Annotated in this window: 16 protein-coding genes and 1 other annotated feature (1 of these 17 cut by a window edge); of the genes, 2 read left to right on the top strand and 14 right to left on the bottom strand. The window is 38.0% G+C overall.

The window, feature by feature from the left end; translation table 11 throughout:
- Positions 1 to 158: a binding site (T-box leader), on the bottom strand; it reaches 97 nt to the left of the window's first position.
- A 39-nt stretch (positions 159 to 197) separates the two neighbouring features.
- The 4 genes from JOD28_RS01835 to JOD28_RS01820 form a co-directional block, all read right to left on the bottom strand.
- Positions 198 to 1,634, bottom strand: a complete 1,437-nt coding sequence (locus tag JOD28_RS01835) for a cryptochrome/photolyase family protein (protein WP_220730312.1) — start codon at positions 1,632 to 1,634, stop codon at positions 198 to 200.
- Between the two features lie 214 nt (positions 1,635 to 1,848).
- Positions 1,849 to 3,024, bottom strand: a complete 1,176-nt coding sequence (locus JOD28_RS01830) for a pyridoxal phosphate-dependent aminotransferase (RefSeq protein ID WP_204769213.1) — start codon at positions 3,022 to 3,024, stop codon at positions 1,849 to 1,851.
- 179 nt (positions 3,025 to 3,203) lie between these two features.
- Positions 3,204 to 3,602 carry a pyridoxamine 5'-phosphate oxidase family protein gene (locus JOD28_RS01825; protein ID WP_204769212.1) on the bottom strand — a complete coding sequence of 133 codons (399 nt, stop codon included), beginning with the start codon at positions 3,600 to 3,602 and terminating at the stop codon, positions 3,204 to 3,206.
- A gap of 47 nt (positions 3,603 to 3,649) precedes the next feature.
- Entirely contained in the window at positions 3,650 to 4,516 is an 867-nt protein-coding gene (locus JOD28_RS01820; protein WP_204769211.1) for an SDR family oxidoreductase, read from the bottom strand.
- A 380-nt stretch (positions 4,517 to 4,896) separates the two neighbouring features.
- Between JOD28_RS01820 and kdsA the strand changes: the two genes are divergently transcribed.
- Both kdsA and JOD28_RS01810 read left to right on the top strand, forming a co-directional pair.
- Complete coding sequence (gene kdsA / locus JOD28_RS01815) at positions 4,897 to 5,748, top strand: 3-deoxy-8-phosphooctulonate synthase (RefSeq protein ID WP_204769210.1); 852 nt, start codon at positions 4,897 to 4,899, stop codon at positions 5,746 to 5,748.
- Positions 5,732 to 6,688, top strand: a complete 957-nt coding sequence (locus tag JOD28_RS01810; RefSeq protein ID WP_204769209.1) for a KpsF/GutQ family sugar-phosphate isomerase — start codon at positions 5,732 to 5,734, stop codon at positions 6,686 to 6,688. The genes kdsA and JOD28_RS01810 overlap by 17 nt, the downstream gene beginning before the upstream one ends.
- A 143-nt stretch (positions 6,689 to 6,831) precedes the next feature.
- On the opposite strand, the gene JOD28_RS01805 is transcribed toward JOD28_RS01810, so the two are convergent.
- The 10 genes from JOD28_RS01805 to JOD28_RS01770 form a co-directional block, all read right to left on the bottom strand.
- Positions 6,832 to 7,680 (bottom strand): aldo/keto reductase, encoded by an 849-nt coding sequence (locus JOD28_RS01805; protein WP_204769208.1) that lies wholly within the window; start codon positions 7,678 to 7,680, stop codon positions 6,832 to 6,834.
- Positions 7,681 to 7,718: 38 nt separating this feature from the next.
- Positions 7,719 to 7,862 carry a hypothetical protein gene (locus tag JOD28_RS01800; RefSeq protein ID WP_204769207.1) on the bottom strand — a complete coding sequence of 48 codons (144 nt, stop codon included), beginning with the start codon at positions 7,860 to 7,862 and terminating at the stop codon, positions 7,719 to 7,721.
- A gap of 70 nt (positions 7,863 to 7,932) precedes the next feature.
- On the bottom strand, positions 7,933 to 8,181 hold the full coding sequence (locus tag JOD28_RS01795; RefSeq protein WP_204769206.1) for a GlsB/YeaQ/YmgE family stress response membrane protein: 249 nt from the start codon (positions 8,179 to 8,181) through the stop codon (positions 7,933 to 7,935).
- A gap of 214 nt (positions 8,182 to 8,395) precedes the next feature.
- Positions 8,396 to 8,641 carry a GlsB/YeaQ/YmgE family stress response membrane protein gene (locus JOD28_RS01790; protein ID WP_204769205.1) on the bottom strand — a complete coding sequence of 82 codons (246 nt, stop codon included), beginning with the start codon at positions 8,639 to 8,641 and terminating at the stop codon, positions 8,396 to 8,398.
- A gap of 197 nt (positions 8,642 to 8,838) precedes the next feature.
- On the bottom strand, positions 8,839 to 8,973 hold the full coding sequence (locus JOD28_RS09850) for a hypothetical protein (RefSeq protein ID WP_259650384.1): 135 nt from the start codon (positions 8,971 to 8,973) through the stop codon (positions 8,839 to 8,841).
- A 57-nt stretch (positions 8,974 to 9,030) separates the two neighbouring features.
- Complete coding sequence (locus JOD28_RS09845; protein ID WP_259650385.1) at positions 9,031 to 9,153, bottom strand: hypothetical protein; 123 nt, start codon at positions 9,151 to 9,153, stop codon at positions 9,031 to 9,033.
- Positions 9,154 to 9,251: 98 nt separating this feature from the next.
- On the bottom strand, positions 9,252 to 11,942 hold the full coding sequence (locus JOD28_RS01785; protein WP_204769204.1) for an HAD-IC family P-type ATPase: 2,691 nt from the start codon (positions 11,940 to 11,942) through the stop codon (positions 9,252 to 9,254).
- A 263-nt stretch (positions 11,943 to 12,205) separates the two neighbouring features.
- Complete coding sequence (locus tag JOD28_RS01780) at positions 12,206 to 12,706, bottom strand: MepB family protein (protein ID WP_204769203.1); 501 nt, start codon at positions 12,704 to 12,706, stop codon at positions 12,206 to 12,208.
- Positions 12,707 to 12,841: 135 nt separating this feature from the next.
- Positions 12,842 to 14,269, bottom strand: a complete 1,428-nt coding sequence (gene gndA / locus JOD28_RS01775; protein ID WP_204769202.1) for an NADP-dependent phosphogluconate dehydrogenase — start codon at positions 14,267 to 14,269, stop codon at positions 12,842 to 12,844.
- Positions 14,270 to 14,447: 178 nt separating this feature from the next.
- Positions 14,448 to 15,647 carry an SAM-dependent methyltransferase gene (locus JOD28_RS01770; protein WP_204769201.1) on the bottom strand — a complete coding sequence of 400 codons (1,200 nt, stop codon included), beginning with the start codon at positions 15,645 to 15,647 and terminating at the stop codon, positions 14,448 to 14,450.
- Between the last annotated feature and the right edge of the window lie 49 nt (positions 15,648 to 15,696).

The raw sequence follows: 15,696 nt of genomic DNA, 5'->3' as shown, positions 1-15,696 counted from the left end.
CGATAACGGGTATCACCGAAAGATATTTGTATACTAACCGACTCATATCAATTTAAACTCCAAGACCATATTCCAAATTAGCATCATACTGACTTTCACCATACACCAGTTCTCTATAAAATCAATCTAATATGTACTCATCTTATCAACGTTTTATAATAATTAGATTATATAATAGTGAGATTTAAATGTCAATGTCATTCATTAAATTCCGAATTAGCTTTACTTTGTTCATAGGCAGCTATAGCACTAATGCGAGCCATTTTATGATCAACAATTGGTTTTGGATAATCATGACCAATAGTGACCTGATAGCGTCTTTGCTCTATTAATGAAAGCTTACTTGGCTCATGAATTTTTGTACTTGGTAGGTCTTTTAATTCAGGTACATATTTTTTTATAAATAAACCATCCGGGTCAAATTTTTTTGATTGCAGCGTTGGATTGAATATTCTAAAATAAGGCACACTATCCGTACCAGTGGATGCCGCCCATTGCCAACCCCCAATATTGCTTGCTGGATCATAATCTACTAGTTTCTGCTTAAAATAGGCTTCTCCCCACTGCCAATTAATGAGCAAATCCTTTGTTAGAAACGATGCGACAACCATACGCAAGCGGTTGTGCATCCACCCTGTAGCGTTAAGTTGTCGCATTGCTGCATCGACGATAGGAAATCCAGTATGCCCTGTTTGCCAATCATCAAATTCAATCTTATCATCACGCCATCTAACTTGTCGAAATTCTGGTCGGATAGCAGATTCGTTTTGCTGCGGGTGAGTGGCGTAAATCATATTATAATAGTCACGCCAACATAGCTCTTTAATGAATGTTGCGCGACCATCGCTATCAGGCGATTGTCTGACAGCCTCATAAACCGTTCTTATTGAAATTTCGCCCGTTCGTAAATAACGTGAAAGGTGGCTAGTTGCATTTAACGAAGGCACATCACGATTCTGGTCATATTGTGCTAATTTGTTTTCAATAAAGTCAGATAACACCTGCCTAGCTTTCCCTTCACCAATTTGATTATCGTAAGCATAGCTGTGTTGTTCATAAATTAAACCGCTTAACATGGTATCCTGTTCTAATGTAGAGAATGCTAAATGTTCCTGACTAATACTGGCTAAATCAATCGCGATAGGCTTTGGTTTAACTAATGTCATCCAGCGTTTAAAGTAAGGTGTAAATACCTGATAATAATGGCCATCAGGCTTTTTGATTTCGTAAGCACTATGCAAATTATAATCTATAGCTGCATGTACCCTAATATGCAAATTTTCCTGGCAATATTTAGTAATGTCTTGATCGCGTTCGCTACCGTAACCATGTTCATCACAATTAAAGTATAAATCATGCCAATTAGGCACCTGCTTTTTGATATAATCAAACATATCTTTTAATTCACCATAAAAAATCTGAAGATCAATATTTTGTTCCTTTAAGTGTTTTTTAAATTGTTGTACGCTAGCGAAGAAGCTACTTTGATTAACCGTTGGTTGTTTTTCAAGCTGGTACGTATCAATATGAAAAACAAATAATATTTTATTACTATTTTCAATTGCACGTGCTAAAGCGATGTTATCAAACACACGCAAATCTCTACGAAACCACATCACATTCGTTTTACCCAAAGTACGCTCCTTAAAAATCAGATTATTATCAGTCACTATTTATTAATTGTACCATGTATTAATTTTAAAAAAACAAGAACAAGAAACCCCGAAAGTTAATTTAACTTTCGGGGTACACATCAGTACAGTCCATATTTTTGTTTTCAAGCATACCATTATTAATGCAAAATCATGTATCAAAATGTCACCCAAAACAGCGCCATCACCAAAAAATTTAACCAGCCGTATTTTCCAGCGCTGCAATTGCTAATGCCAATCGATCCATTGCCAGTGCTAATGTAGCAAGATCACTAGCGAAAGAAATACGGACATAACCTTCTCCATATTCTGTAAAAGCTGAGCCATGGACCATCACTAACTTAGCACGCGTAATCGCATATTTAACAAAATCCAATGCGCTCAGCCCAAACCTTGAAATATCAACAAAAACGTAAAAAGCACCTTCTGGACGAACATACGACAATTGCATTTGATCTAACCGGTTTAAAACATAATCACGTCTTTTTTTGAAAATTGTTATGAATTGGCGAGGCGTGTCTTGATCGACTGTCAGCGCAGTTATTGCTGCTAATTGAGAAATACTTGAGGCGCAACCGACACTTGCTTGTTGCACCTTGTTCATTTCTTGTATGAAGTACGCCGGTGCCGCAACATATCCTATACGCCAACCAGTCATACTGTGCGATTTAGAAAGGCCATTTACAATCACTGTGCGTTTTTTCATGTCGAACACACTCGCAATAGATGGTGCGTCATCAAAATCATAAGCCAGTCGTTTATAAATATCGTCTGTTAAAACAAATAAATCATGTTGCTTAATAACCACCGATAAGGCACGCAACTCATCACGCGACAAGACCACACCAGTAGGATTGTTGGGATAATTCAAAATAACCAGTTTTGTTTTTGAAGTAATCGCCGCTGCGAGTTGTTCTGGCTTTAAACGAAAATAACTCTCGCCTGTATTAATGATGACCGGCCGAGCGCCAACCAGCAAAATGGCTTGAATATATGCTGGATATGCGGGGGCAATCACAATAACCTCATCCCCCGGGTTCACCAATGACCGAATGACCAGATCAATCGCTTGCCCCGCACCAACAGTTACCATAATTTCTGTTTCTGGCAGGTATTCAATGTTATAGCCTCGCATGATATCTGCTGCAATTGCTTGCCTTAATGCTAAAATGCCTTTATTTTCTGTGTATTTTGTTTGATTTTGTTCAATAGCAAGCCGACCAGCCTGTCTTGTCGCCAGAGGTGTTGGTAAATCGATTTCGCCCACCGCCAGTGTAATCATTTGTTCGGCTGGTACGGTCACAAAATCATTAACAGCTCGAATACCAGATAATGGTGTTGATAGCACTTGCTGATTGATTATTTTAGTCATTATTCCAAGCTTCTTTCCTTATTTTTTAAAAGGTCAGCTGCAAAATATAAAACTTTAATTCTTTGATACTATCAATTTCATATTTTAATATTACATCGCTAAGCTCATACTCAAAATACACTGTGATCACAATCGTCATTTTCTCAATACACTTTATGTTAAGTATGCAATGTGCCAGGTTAACCTATTCGCATGCCTGCATCCAATGTATTATCTAGTTTATAAATACGTTCAACATCTATCACCACAACAGCAGCACGAGGAAAGCGTTCGAATATTTTTGTTTTTGATAGTATGTCTGTGGCATATTCATCGTTCTCATGAATATGCGCATGTCCTTCAAACCTGAACCCTTTTTCTGCCTTTCTGTCTACAACGGCTACAGCAGCTAAATTGCTCGCCATTAAATTTTCATAAGCATGCCTAAACGTGTGTTCATAGTAAATGAGATGTGAATCGTCCAATACATGCAAAGATCCTTTTGGTCCAACCTGTGGCGAACCATCCGAACTCGTTGTCGCCAAAAAAGGGAATTGGTTATCAATCATGTCTTTCATCGTTTGTGATAATTTAGCCATACCATCCTACCTTCAATATTTTTTTCTGATTAACACTCTATTATCTATTACAGACCACCTGTTACTTTAATCGACTCACCAGTAATATAGCTGGTTTCATCAGATGCTAGAAAAACGTATGCCCCAGCTAATTCTGCTGGCTGACCCGCGCGTTTCAGCGGTGTCGATTGGCCAAATGTAGGAATATTTTCGGGCAATTGCCCACCAACAATTTGCAACGGCGTCCAAATCGGTCCTGGTGCCACACTATTGACACGAATACCGCGATTGGCAAATTGTTTAGCCAAACTTATTGTCATATTTTTGAGCGCCGCTTTCGTACCAGCGTAGTCGACCAAAAAAGGCGCTGGTTGGTCAGCTTGAATCGAATTAGTCGTTATAATACTACTACCAGGTTGTAAATGTGGTAGCGCGGCCTTGATTAACCAAATTGCACTAAAAACATTTGTCGTATACGTATCAATTAGTTGCGTTGTTGATAGTTCGGCAATATCCACAACCGCCTGTTGCTTACCAGCTACCAAAACTAAGATACTAATATCACCTAGAAATGCAACTGCCTCATCAACTAACGCCTGGCTAAATATTTCAGATTTTAGGTCACCAGGTACGAGTTTAATGTGTTGTCCCAATGATTCAACAATGCCTTTAACCTCTTGCGCATCTGACTCTTCTTCAGGGAGATAATTCAATACAATATCCGCCCCCTCATGAGCATAAGCAATCGCCACAGCGCGACCAATTCCTGAATCGCCACCCGTAATAAGCGCTTTCTTATATTTCAGACGCTCATGCCCAACATAATCTGCCGCCCCATCGTCAGGTGTCGGAGACATACGGCTTTGAAGACCAGGCTCTGCCTGTGACTGTTTGGGAAAATGGTTAATTTTATATTGTTCATTTGTATCCGTCATATTTATTTATCTCCTATTGATTAAATTATTCCTGTCAGTTGGAGGACATTGTTAAACACCTATATAATAATGCCTGGGAACGCTTTCATGATTATTTACACCTTATTTTCATTTTATTACTATTTTTCTACTTTAAATATATATATATAACATAAAATATCGATTCATGTGTCCTTCATTTACTTAGTAATTGCCTACAGATTACCAAAATAACGGCTTATTTGCAACTATTATGATTATTTCATCCTTAAAATTCTGTTGTTATTTTGTAATCAATATAAAATGCTATTCACGTATATTATTCATAAAAAGTGTTATACTTGCAGTAATGCTAATTCATTTTTAGTATTATTGCGATTAAAGTTAGGAGAAGGAATACTATGTCTAAAATAAGTGATGTATTTCAAGCGTACGATTTTAAAGATAATCGTCTCACGCTTTTAGCCGGTCCCTGTGCAATCGAATCATATGAAATTTGTGCCGAGGTTGTTGAAACATTAAAAACGATCACCGATGAGCTAGGCATAAATTATGTTTTTAAAGCCTCTTTTGACAAAGCTAATCGTAGCTCACTTGAATCAGAACGTGGCGCTGGTATGACAGCTGGTTTAGAGGTGTTACAAAGAATCAAAGATACCTATCACGTACCTATTGTCACTGATGTTCATGAATCTTATCAATGTGAACCAGTTGCCAAAGTGGCAGACGTCTTACAAATTCCAGCATACCTTAGTCGACAAACCGATCTTTTACTCGCTGCTGCCAAAACTGGTCGTGTTGTCAATATCAAAAAAGCACAATTCATGGCGCCAGAGGATATTCAAAGCGCTGTTAACAAAGTAGCCCAAAGCAATGAACACATTTTGGTAACAGAGCGTGGTACGATGTTTGGCTATCATCAATTAGTCGTCGATATGACTAGCTTGATTCAAATGCGAAAAACTGGCTATCCTATTATCTTCGATGCAACACATTCTGTACAAATACCAAGTGGTTATGGTAATCATTCTGGTGGTAATCGTGATTACGCGTTCCCTCTAATGCGTGCAGCGTTAGCAATTGGTATCGATGGCATATTTGCTGAAGTTCATCCTAATCCGCCAGAAGCAATATCAGATCAAGATAGCCAATTGTACTTATCTAAAATTCGTCCTATTTTGGAAAATGCTAACCAGCTTTTTCATGAACACCTTGAAATGAAGGCGGTATACGATAATGACGACTTACTATGATGATGCAAAAGCAACTTTTGATTTAGAAATTAGTGCTTTAAAAACCGTACGCGAAACACTGGATACACATTTTGATGCAGTCGTTGAAGCGATATTAACGACTAAGGGACGTACGATTTTTGTTGCTATTGGCAAATCTGGTATTATCGCCGAAAAAATTGCAGCTTCACTTTCATCTGTTGGTGTTTCAAGTTTCTTTATTGATGCTGGTACGGCCTATCATGGTGACTTAGGACGTGTTGCAGTAGATGATGTTGTCATCTTCATATCCAATAGTGGTGAAACACAAGAAGTCATACAGACACTTTTCGCATTAAAAAATATTCATCAAGATGGTCTCAAAACAATTGCTTTAACAGGATCTGACGAGTCAACATTAGCTAAAAGTACCGACCTTGTATTGAAAGTCGACGTTGCTGAAGAAGCAGACCCTACTAAATTAGCCCCAACAAGTTCGACAACCGCTACTTTAGTTATGGGAGATGCGCTATTAATTGCTATTGAAAAAGCTAATGAATTTAAACGGGAAGACTTCGCATTGTATCATCCAGGTGGTTCAATTGGTAAAATGCTTTTGCGTAATGTCGAACACTCAATGCATACTAAGATTCCTTATGTTAAAACAACCACGCCAATCAATGATGTTATTTATCGTATTAGCGACTTTGGTGTAGGCATGACGCTCGTTAAAACGCCAGAAGACAAAGTCATTGGTATTATAACCGATGGGGACATTCGTAAGAAATTTATATATATTAATCAAGTCAAAGGGTCGACTGCATCTGATTACATGACTGAAGGATTTATTACGATTAATAAAAAAGCACGTAACAATGCAGCTTGGAAAAAGATGGCAGCCAATAATATATCTAACCTTGTCGTAGAAGACGACGATGACAAAGTGGTGGGTATTATTACGATCCATGACGTACTAGAATGATAACTATTAATCATGTTTAAAATAAAATGCCACCTACATCATTGAAGAATGATGTAGGTGGCATTTTTCTCGATCTCGAAAATATACTGATACGTTTTGTCCACCAAAAATCCATTGGTGTGATTATTATTTTTTGTAAAAAGCTAATTAAATTCTTCATACGTATTAGGATCTTGATTATCTACACGACCATCCGGCTGCGTTAATCGGTTAATCGCAATAACTTCATCTTGTGTTAACTCAAAGTCCCAAAGCTTTATGTTTTCATGCAAATGATTAAGCGTTCCAGCCTTAGGAATTGGTAAAATTCCGCGCTGTATATGCCAGCGAAGAATAATCTGACCAACATTTTTATGATATTTATTGGCTAGTGTGACAACAACATCTTCTTTTAGGGCGTGACTTCCCCGCCCCAAAGGACTCCAAGCTTCAGTTAATATACCACGCTTTTGATTATCTTTTAACAAATCCTCTTGTATCCAATAAGGATGAATTTCATTTTGATTAACTGCTGGGACAACGCCAGTGGCTTCAATAATGCGATCAAGATGTTCTGCCTCAAAGTTAGAAACACCAATTGAACGAACTAGTCCACGTTTTTGCGCTTCAACTAGAGCAGTCCACGCCTCAACATAATTATCACGTTTTGGTAATGGCCAATGGATTAAATATAAATCTAAATAATCCAAACCCATTCTTAAAAGCGATTCCTCAATCATCTTTAAGGCATCATCTCGGTGATGATATTGTCCTGGTAATTTGGTCGTGACATAAAAATCAGATCGTGGTATGCCCGAACGCCTAATTGCCGCACCGACTGCACCTTCGCTATCGTAATTGGTAGAAGTATCAATTAATCGATAACCCATTTGAATTGCAGATAAAATTACATCGACACCTTGCATGCCACGTACTTGGTAAGTTCCCAAGCCTATTTGTGGTAGAACATGACCGTCATTTAATTTATAAACTGGTATATCACTACTAGTCATCAAAATCCTCCTAACCTAAACATTTGGAACCAGCGACATTAATCCGCTTTTTTATAGTCAGCGTTGTCAGGATGGTGCTTATAGACGTCTTCTTTATCTGTTGACTTTGGATCGTCCTTTTTATTTTCTTGAACCACTGCTTCTTTAGCTTCGGCTTCTTTTTGTTTATCTTGTTCTGTCATTATTTACTATCTCCTTTTAAGATGGTTTCCGGTGTTATAACGTTACTACTATTGCGGCTGCTATGAGTAGTTAGTTTCGAGCTCTACCTACCAACCAAGAAATAACCAAAACCAAAATCACAGCACCAATAATTGATGGAATAATTGCCATGTTAGCTACAGTAGGTCCCCAAGATCCGAGCAAATTTTCTCCTAGCCAAGAACCAACTAAACCAGCAATAATGTTACTAATCCAACCCATTGCCGTTCCCTTACTTGTGATTGCACCTGCTATCGCACCGATAACTGCTCCCACTATAAGTGTCCAAATTAATCCCATTCGTAACATCCTCCTGTAACTTTTTTATTGATTATACAAAAGCACTTGCCACAATGAATAGTAAACCCATTCTCGCGTACAACATGCTTCTAGTTAACATCAATTGAGTAAAGTGTAACAAAAATGCTGATTATTTTCAAATTATTAGCCTATACCCCAACAAAAAATGACACGTTCCCATCATTTTTATCCAACGCTTTTTTAATAAATTATTTTAACGCGAAGTTTGCGCACCAAAAATTGCAGAGATAATCAACACAAGAATAACCGCACCAATAATTGACGGTATAATTGCCATACCAGCAAGGCTTGGCCCCCAACTTCCAAGTAACCACTGCCCAAGAGCTGATCCAATAAGTCCGGCAAAAATATTGCTAATCCAGCCCATCGATTCACCATGATTTGTGATTGCACCTGCGATGACACCAATAACGGCTCCTACTATTAATGACCAAATCATAATCTCTCCTCCACTTTTTTTTGTCTGGCACTATACGCATGCACTATTTTTATTTTAGCATGACATGATAACGCTTACAATACGATTGATTATGTTACTGAGTTATTTTTATTTAGAGCACATAAAAAAGCAATAAGCAATACGTAAATACAGCATTGTCTATTACTTCGTTATTTTACAAAAACTATTATGGCAGATTAGTGATAGATTTTCTCTTGCAAATCGTCACCTAACTTATCGACCCCTTTGGCCGCAAAAACTGTCGTTCCCACAGCAATACCACTAATAATTAGGACTGAAGCTAATAAAAATTTAACGATTGATTTTAGCATCTTATTCTCCTTATAATATTAAAAATCATTCTGAGTAACTCAAATAATAATGATGCATTATTTTTTTTGACGTGATCGAGAATCTTTAATTTCGCGATAAAGGCTAAATATTAACTGCCCAACCGCTAACAAAAGTGATAATTTGCCCCAAAAACCAGTACCGCGTTTCCCTTTTACCATATTCCTTCTCCTTTACAAAACAATTCAATATGACTTACCCTGATTGTAACTTTTACAACAACAGAGTGCAAGAAATATGCTGATAACATGATTTATACTTATTGATTTATAGTCGTCTTGTACCGATATATACGCCAATACTTATGAATTTCCGTGATCACTAACACAATAGCACCACTAATAAGAACAATAAACCAATGAGAGAAGTTCAATGCCGCTGTTGAAAATACGCTTTGCATAAACGGCACATAGGTGAAAATAATTTGTAGCACAATCATTAAGCCTACTGAAGCAAACGCCATTGGATTAGACCAAAGTGCACGACTCAGCGCAGGTGCTGCTGTTCTTATGTTAAACAAGTAAAATATTTTTCCAAAAATGATAATATTGACCACCATCGTACTGGCAATACCAAAACTAACACTGGCACCTAACACCTCAAAAACAGCCAAACCAACTGCAGCAATCAATACACTGACATAAGTCATTTGAAAAATATCATGCCGATCCATAAGTTTTGCACTTGTTTTACGCGGCGGCCGGTTCATTAAGCCGGGTTCAGCCGGCTCAAAGATAAATGCCAATTGAATCGTTATAGCTGACACCATATTGATCCAAAGCAATTGTGTTGGCGTTAATGGCATCGGTTGTCTTAAGAAAATACTCATGACAACGATTAATCCCTCAGCAAAACTTGTGGGTAATAAGAAAAGTATCGTTTTTCGAATGTTATCATATAGTCTTCTACCTTGAGCAATAGCTACCTTGATTGTCGAAAAATCATCGTTAGCTAAGACCATATCAGCAGAGTCTTTAGCGACATCAGTGCCTTTAATACCCATAGCCACACCAATGTCTGCTCTTTTAAGTGCAGGCGCATCGTTAACACCATCACCTGTCATTGCAGTAACCAGCCCATTAGCTTGATATGCCGCTACAATACGCAATTTATTTTGAGGCGTTGTCCGTGCAAATACATCATATCGTGTCACGGCATCAGCCAACTCCTGATCATTCAAAGCATCCACTTCAACACCAGTCATAGCATCAATACCGTCGGCCAAACCTAACTGTCTACCAATCGCGACAGCGGTATCAACACTGTCACCAGTAATCATTTTGACATGAATGCCTGCTTGACGCATATCTTTAATTGCTGCAACAACTTCTGGTCGGGGTGGATCAATAATCGCCGCAATACCAATCAATGTGATACCCGTTGTCTGCAATTGTTCATGTGTTACCTCACGAGTATTTGCTGAAACAGGTTGATATCCGACCGCAATAACACGCTTCCCAGTTTTTGCAAATTGCCCTGATAATTCTGTCCAGTATTGACTATCAAAGGATTCGGACACAGCGGCTAGTTTGAAAAGTTTGTCAGGTGCACCTTTAATTGCAATAAAACGCTGCCCTTGTTTATTCTCAACAAGGCGTGCCATAAATCGATAATCTGAATCAAATGGCAGTCGATCAATTTCTTTTAATTTTGGTTCTTTTGGTCCAAAAGCTTTATAATATGCCGACAAAAATGCCGCATCAGTTGGTTCACCATTAATTTGCCATTCACCATTTTCAGATGTTAAAAACGTATCGTTTGCTTGGTGTCCCATCGTCAAAAACATTTCAAGATCTTCATCCTTTGAAGCATCCACAGTAACATGATTTAATTGTATTTGACCTTCTGGTGCATAACCTGTTCCTGTCACTTGATAATGGTTTTGACCAACAACAATATCTTGCAAGGTCATTTCATTTTTAGTTAATGTGCCTGTTTTATCAGATGCAATAATGTCAACCGCTCCTAGTGTTTCAGCTGCAGGTAACGTTTTAACAATTGCATGCTTTTTAGTCAATGTTTGTACACCAGTAGCTAAAATAACCGACGTAGCCGCAGGTAGGCCTTCTGGCATCGAACCGACAATCATAGTAATGATTGCCATTGCCAAAACTGGTAAGGCATAAACATTCATAACCCAACCAAGAATAAAAGTAGCAATTGCTACTATGATAATAAACCATGAAATATCCCGACCCAAAGTATCTAATTCTTTGGTAAGTGGGGACTTATTATCTTTGACTTCTGACACGCTTTGTGAAATTAATCCAATTTCAGTTTTAAGTCCTGTGGCAACTACGATACCAGTAGCACTACCGTTAGTGACTGCTGTCGTTGCGTAAGCCATATTAACCCGATCTGCCAAAGGTGTTTTAAGATCAACCACTGAATCAAATTTCAAAACTGAATCTGCCTCACCGGTCAAGGATGATTCTTGAATCCTTAAATTATCAGCGTCAATAATTCGCAAATCAGCAGGCACATTGTCACCTGCTTCAAGGTAAACTAAGTCCCCAGGGACCAACTCCCGGGAGGGTATGTCCGTCCTCACATCGTCTCTAATAACGGTTGCTTCCACTGACAACATATTTTTAATTTTTTCTAATGCGTTACTGGCATTTACTTCTTGAAAGTAACCAATCAAGGCATTAATAACAACAACCATTCCAATAACAATTGCATCTGAATAGTGTCGCATCAAGAGCGTCATTAAGGCGGCCACGATTAATATATAGATGATCACATTATTGAATTGTCTTAAAAATATTAACCATTTTGGCACTGATTTTAATAGCATCTCATTAAAACCATGTACTTCTAATTTGTCGTTGACCTCTTTATCAGTTAGACCACCTGGGTAATGTCCGTCAAAGTCACTGATAACTTTATGCCAATCCGTCGCATGATAATCATCTTGCATCGGTTTAGGTACGTCATCCTTTGTATTCATGTTCTTGTTGCACTCCTTTTAAGCAAAGTTTTTTGCGTCTCGCTGATTAAGGTTGGCCGTCGTACTAATAAAATAGTATGATTTATAGTCGGTTTCCCACGATTGTTCGTCGCTACTCCCGCAAGAGGAACAAGTTCATTAAAAAAGTTAAATTGTATCATCTATGATACCAGAAAATAATATTAAAAGCAAATGAGATATTGATTAAGACATGGCTGTGAACAGTGATAAAAGTAATCATTTAAAAATTGTTAGGTTTACAGTTAAAAATAAAGCGCCCGTACCATGTCTGGTGATATTTTTTTATCATAATTTATAAAATAATCTAATTGCCATAATTGTGTCCGACGTGCAGTAGGATTCAAATTACTAACCCAATTAGGATAAATGCGCATCGCCATTTTGCCTAATTGTCTTTCATAACTTAAGATACCTTTCGCTACGAGAATTGCTTTTGGAAAAATGAATTGACCGCTGTGTAGCCCATCTTTAATCGAAATAATCAGTTTATCCGGACTATCGTCAAATTTAAACGGCGTATTATGATGATGTTGATCTTTTTCCCAAAAAACAACAAAATAGCCCTTCTTGTTAGGTGTTTTTTTAGCCAATCGGCTACGATAACTAAACTGCCCAATTTTAAAGGTCATTCCCTCATACTCAGAGTTTTGTTTCTCTAAGTGTAAAGCTTCAATTTTTTCGTTTGTTGTTTGATGTATCATGTTGGTCACTAATTCAAGTGATATAAGTGATTTTTGTGCCATGGCATTTTCTTCTCGTTAACATCTATTTTATAATATGACACTTTCAATTATACGAACATTTGTTCTTTTTAGCAAGCATTTTTTTCAATAAAAAACAGCAAATCATTTCTAACCGATTTGCTGTTTCAATGAAAGTTAGGCTTCATCATACCAAGAAAAATGATACATATCTCCTGCTGGTTTATCGGTACGTTCGTAGGTATGCGCGCCAAAATAATCACGTTGTGCTTGGATTAAGTTTGCTGGCAAAACAGCTGATCGATAAGAATCATAATAAGCAATCGCTGCTGACAGCGACGGTGTTGGTACACCTGCGGTGACAGCAAGTGCGACAACTCTTCTTGCAGCATCTTGATATGACTCAGCGATACCTTTAAAGTAATGATCCAAAAGCAGATTGTGCAACTGATTATCAACCGCGAAGGCATCCGTAATTCTTTGTAAAAATTGCGCACGAATTATTGCACCCGCACGCCACAATTGCGCAAGTTCACCAAAAGGCAAGTGCCAATCATAATAATCTGAGGCCATGCGTAGTTGATCAAAACCTTGTGCATAAGACATTATTTTACCGAAATACAAAGCTTTACGGATATCTTCTTGTGCGGCATCGATATCACCAGTAAACGTGAAGTTTGGCCCTGACAAAATCTTTGACGCGTTGACACGATCATCTTTCATTGCTGAAATATAACGTGCATAGACAGACTCCGTAATCAATGACTGTGGTGCACCAATAGCTAATGCTGATTGTGACGACCACTTGCCAGTGCCTTTGTTTCCTGCACGGTCTAAGATCATATCAACGATCGGCTTATCAGAACCTAAATCATCTTTGCGCGTTAAAATATCAGCTGTTATTTCGATCAAATAAGAATTGAGTTCACTGTCATTCCAATGTGAGAATGTTGCAGCAATATGATCATGATTCAATTTTAAAACACGTTTCAAAATATCATATGATTCAGAAATGAGTTGCATATCACCATATTCAATACCATTGTGAACCATTTTAACATAGTGCCCCGCACCATTTGGACCAACATAAGTCACTGTTGGCTTATCATCTTCGGGTGCTCGAGCAGCAATTTGCTTTAATATTGGTGCTACCAGGTCATAGGCCTCTCGTTGACCACCCGGCATAAGGGATGGCCCCTTCAATGCGCCTAATTCGCCACCAGATACGCCCATCCCTATAAAATTAATTCCTGACTGTGCCAATTTGTCTGAACGGCGAATCGTATCCTCAAAATAAGTATTACCACCGTCAATCAACATATCGCCCTTTGCTAAGTGAGGCAACAGCTCGTCAATTACAGCATCGGTGCCTTGACCAGCTTTAACCATCAATAAGATACGCCTAGGTGTCTTAATTGTTTTAACAAATGCGTCGACTGTATAACTTGGTACAAAGTGCTTATCAGCATGCTTTTTTATCAAATCCTCGGTACGTACACGTGACCGATTATACACTGCAACATCATATCCTCGTGATTCAATGTTAAGCGCTAAGTTACGCCCCATTACTGCCAACCCTATAACGCCAAAATCTGATTGTGCCATTTTTTCCTGCTTTCTTTTTATAATCATGATTTATTTTCAGCTACAATAGTGTAACCGCTTACAATATAGTCCTATAACGTCCCTTTGTCAATTATTTTACATGCTAAAAAGGCCCAGCAATAGTTGACAGCTGAGTCTTTGAAGTAAATCTATTTAAAACACACATACACCATGTGATTTATTGTACACCATGCGCAACATCTGCATGATAAATATAAGAACGTGTCATTGGTAACTTAGTCCCAGAAGGTCCCTTCGTCAGTAAGTACTGAACAACATCAATGTTACCCGATTCAAATGACGCTGCACATGCTTGCAAATAGAGATCCCACATGCGGTAGAAGCGCTCACCGTAAGCCGAAATCACTTCTTCATCAACTTTGTGGAAATTCTGAGTCCAAATTTCTAATGTTCTTTGATAATGGCGTCGTAATGGTTCAATATCATCAACTTGTAATGATCCTGTATGCATAATATGGTTAATATTTTCTGCAATATTAGGAATGTAGCCACCTGGGAAAATATATTTATTAATCCAAGCATCAACACCAGCGCCGTCATGTTGTCCAGTAATGCCGTGTATTAAAGCTGTTCCGTTATCCACTAATCGGTTGTTTACTTGCATGAAGTACTCTTGTAAATTCTCTTTGCCGACATGCTCAAACATACCAACTGATGTCACATGGTCATAAGTTTGTTCCAACTCACGGTAATCTTCTAAATAAACATGAACACGATCCTCAAGACCTTCTGCCTTGATCTTTTCTGAAACAAAATCGTACTGTTGTTGGCTTAGCGTTACACCGGTTGCTTCCAAATTATATTCTTTTGCAGCGGTAATAATTAAGGTCCCCCAACCACAGCCAATATCTAACAATGTTTCGCCTGGTTGTGGATGTAACTTATTTAAAATATGCCTAACTTTATTCCATTGTGCATCTTCTAATGAATCCTTTTCATCAGCAAAATAAGCACAAGAATAAGTCATTGTTGGGTCAAGCCACATTTCATAAAAATCGTTACCAATATCATAATGACTTTGTACATCCGCTTTACTTGTTTTTTCAGTATGCGATTGTTTTGGAATGAGTTTGGCAAATTTCGAACCATTCAAGAAGCTCTCTTGTGAACTATATATCGTACTTACTAACTTTTGCAAGTTACCTTGTATGTCTATTTTACCATCCATGTAGGCTTCACCAAACGTCAGGGAAGCATGAGCCATGATATCTTTTATGGGTATGATTTCATGTAAGATAATTTTTGCAATAGCGTCGCCATCACCATAACTTACTTCTTCACCATCCCAGAATTCAACGTCGATTGGGGCGCTAAAACTAGATTTAAAAATCTGCTTGTAAATTGTTTTGTCTAACATGTTTTTCCCCTTTATACTATATAAAGCATTGTAGAAAAACAAACCATAA

Origin of the sequence: Leuconostoc rapi, assembly GCF_016908715.1 — a bacterium.
In the GTDB taxonomy this organism is placed as follows: Bacteria; Bacillota; Bacilli; order Lactobacillales; family Lactobacillaceae; genus Leuconostoc; species Leuconostoc rapi.
This window is presented reverse-complemented; position numbering and strand designations above follow the sequence as displayed.

Coding starts and splice junctions, on each gene's coding strand:
- JOD28_RS01830 (WP_204769213.1), bottom strand. CDS start 3,024: ATGACTAAAATAATCAATCAGCAAGTGCTATCAACACCATTATCTGGT.
- JOD28_RS01825 (WP_204769212.1), bottom strand. CDS start 3,602: ATGGCTAAATTATCACAAACGATGAAAGACATGATTGATAACCAATTC.
- JOD28_RS01820 (WP_204769211.1), bottom strand. CDS start 4,516: ATGACGGATACAAATGAACAATATAAAATTAACCATTTTCCCAAACAG.
- kdsA (WP_204769210.1), top strand. CDS start 4,897: ATGTCTAAAATAAGTGATGTATTTCAAGCGTACGATTTTAAAGATAAT.
- JOD28_RS01810 (WP_204769209.1), top strand. CDS start 5,732: ATGACGACTTACTATGATGATGCAAAAGCAACTTTTGATTTAGAAATT.
- JOD28_RS01805 (WP_204769208.1), bottom strand. CDS start 7,680: ATGACTAGTAGTGATATACCAGTTTATAAATTAAATGACGGTCATGTT.
- JOD28_RS01800 (WP_204769207.1), bottom strand. CDS start 7,862: ATGACAGAACAAGATAAACAAAAAGAAGCCGAAGCTAAAGAAGCAGTG.
- JOD28_RS01795 (WP_204769206.1), bottom strand. CDS start 8,181: ATGGGATTAATTTGGACACTTATAGTGGGAGCAGTTATCGGTGCGATA.
- JOD28_RS01790 (WP_204769205.1), bottom strand. CDS start 8,641: ATGATTTGGTCATTAATAGTAGGAGCCGTTATTGGTGTCATCGCAGGT.
- JOD28_RS09850 (WP_259650384.1), bottom strand. CDS start 8,973: ATGCTAAAATCAATCGTTAAATTTTTATTAGCTTCAGTCCTAATTATT.
- JOD28_RS09845 (WP_259650385.1), bottom strand. CDS start 9,153: ATGGTAAAAGGGAAACGCGGTACTGGTTTTTGGGGCAAATTATCACTT.
- JOD28_RS01785 (WP_204769204.1), bottom strand. CDS start 11,942: ATGAATACAAAGGATGACGTACCTAAACCGATGCAAGATGATTATCAT.
- JOD28_RS01780 (WP_204769203.1), bottom strand. CDS start 12,706: ATGGCACAAAAATCACTTATATCACTTGAATTAGTGACCAACATGATA.
- gndA (WP_204769202.1), bottom strand. CDS start 14,269: ATGGCACAATCAGATTTTGGCGTTATAGGGTTGGCAGTAATGGGGCGT.
- JOD28_RS01770 (WP_204769201.1), bottom strand. CDS start 15,647: ATGTTAGACAAAACAATTTACAAGCAGATTTTTAAATCTAGTTTTAGC.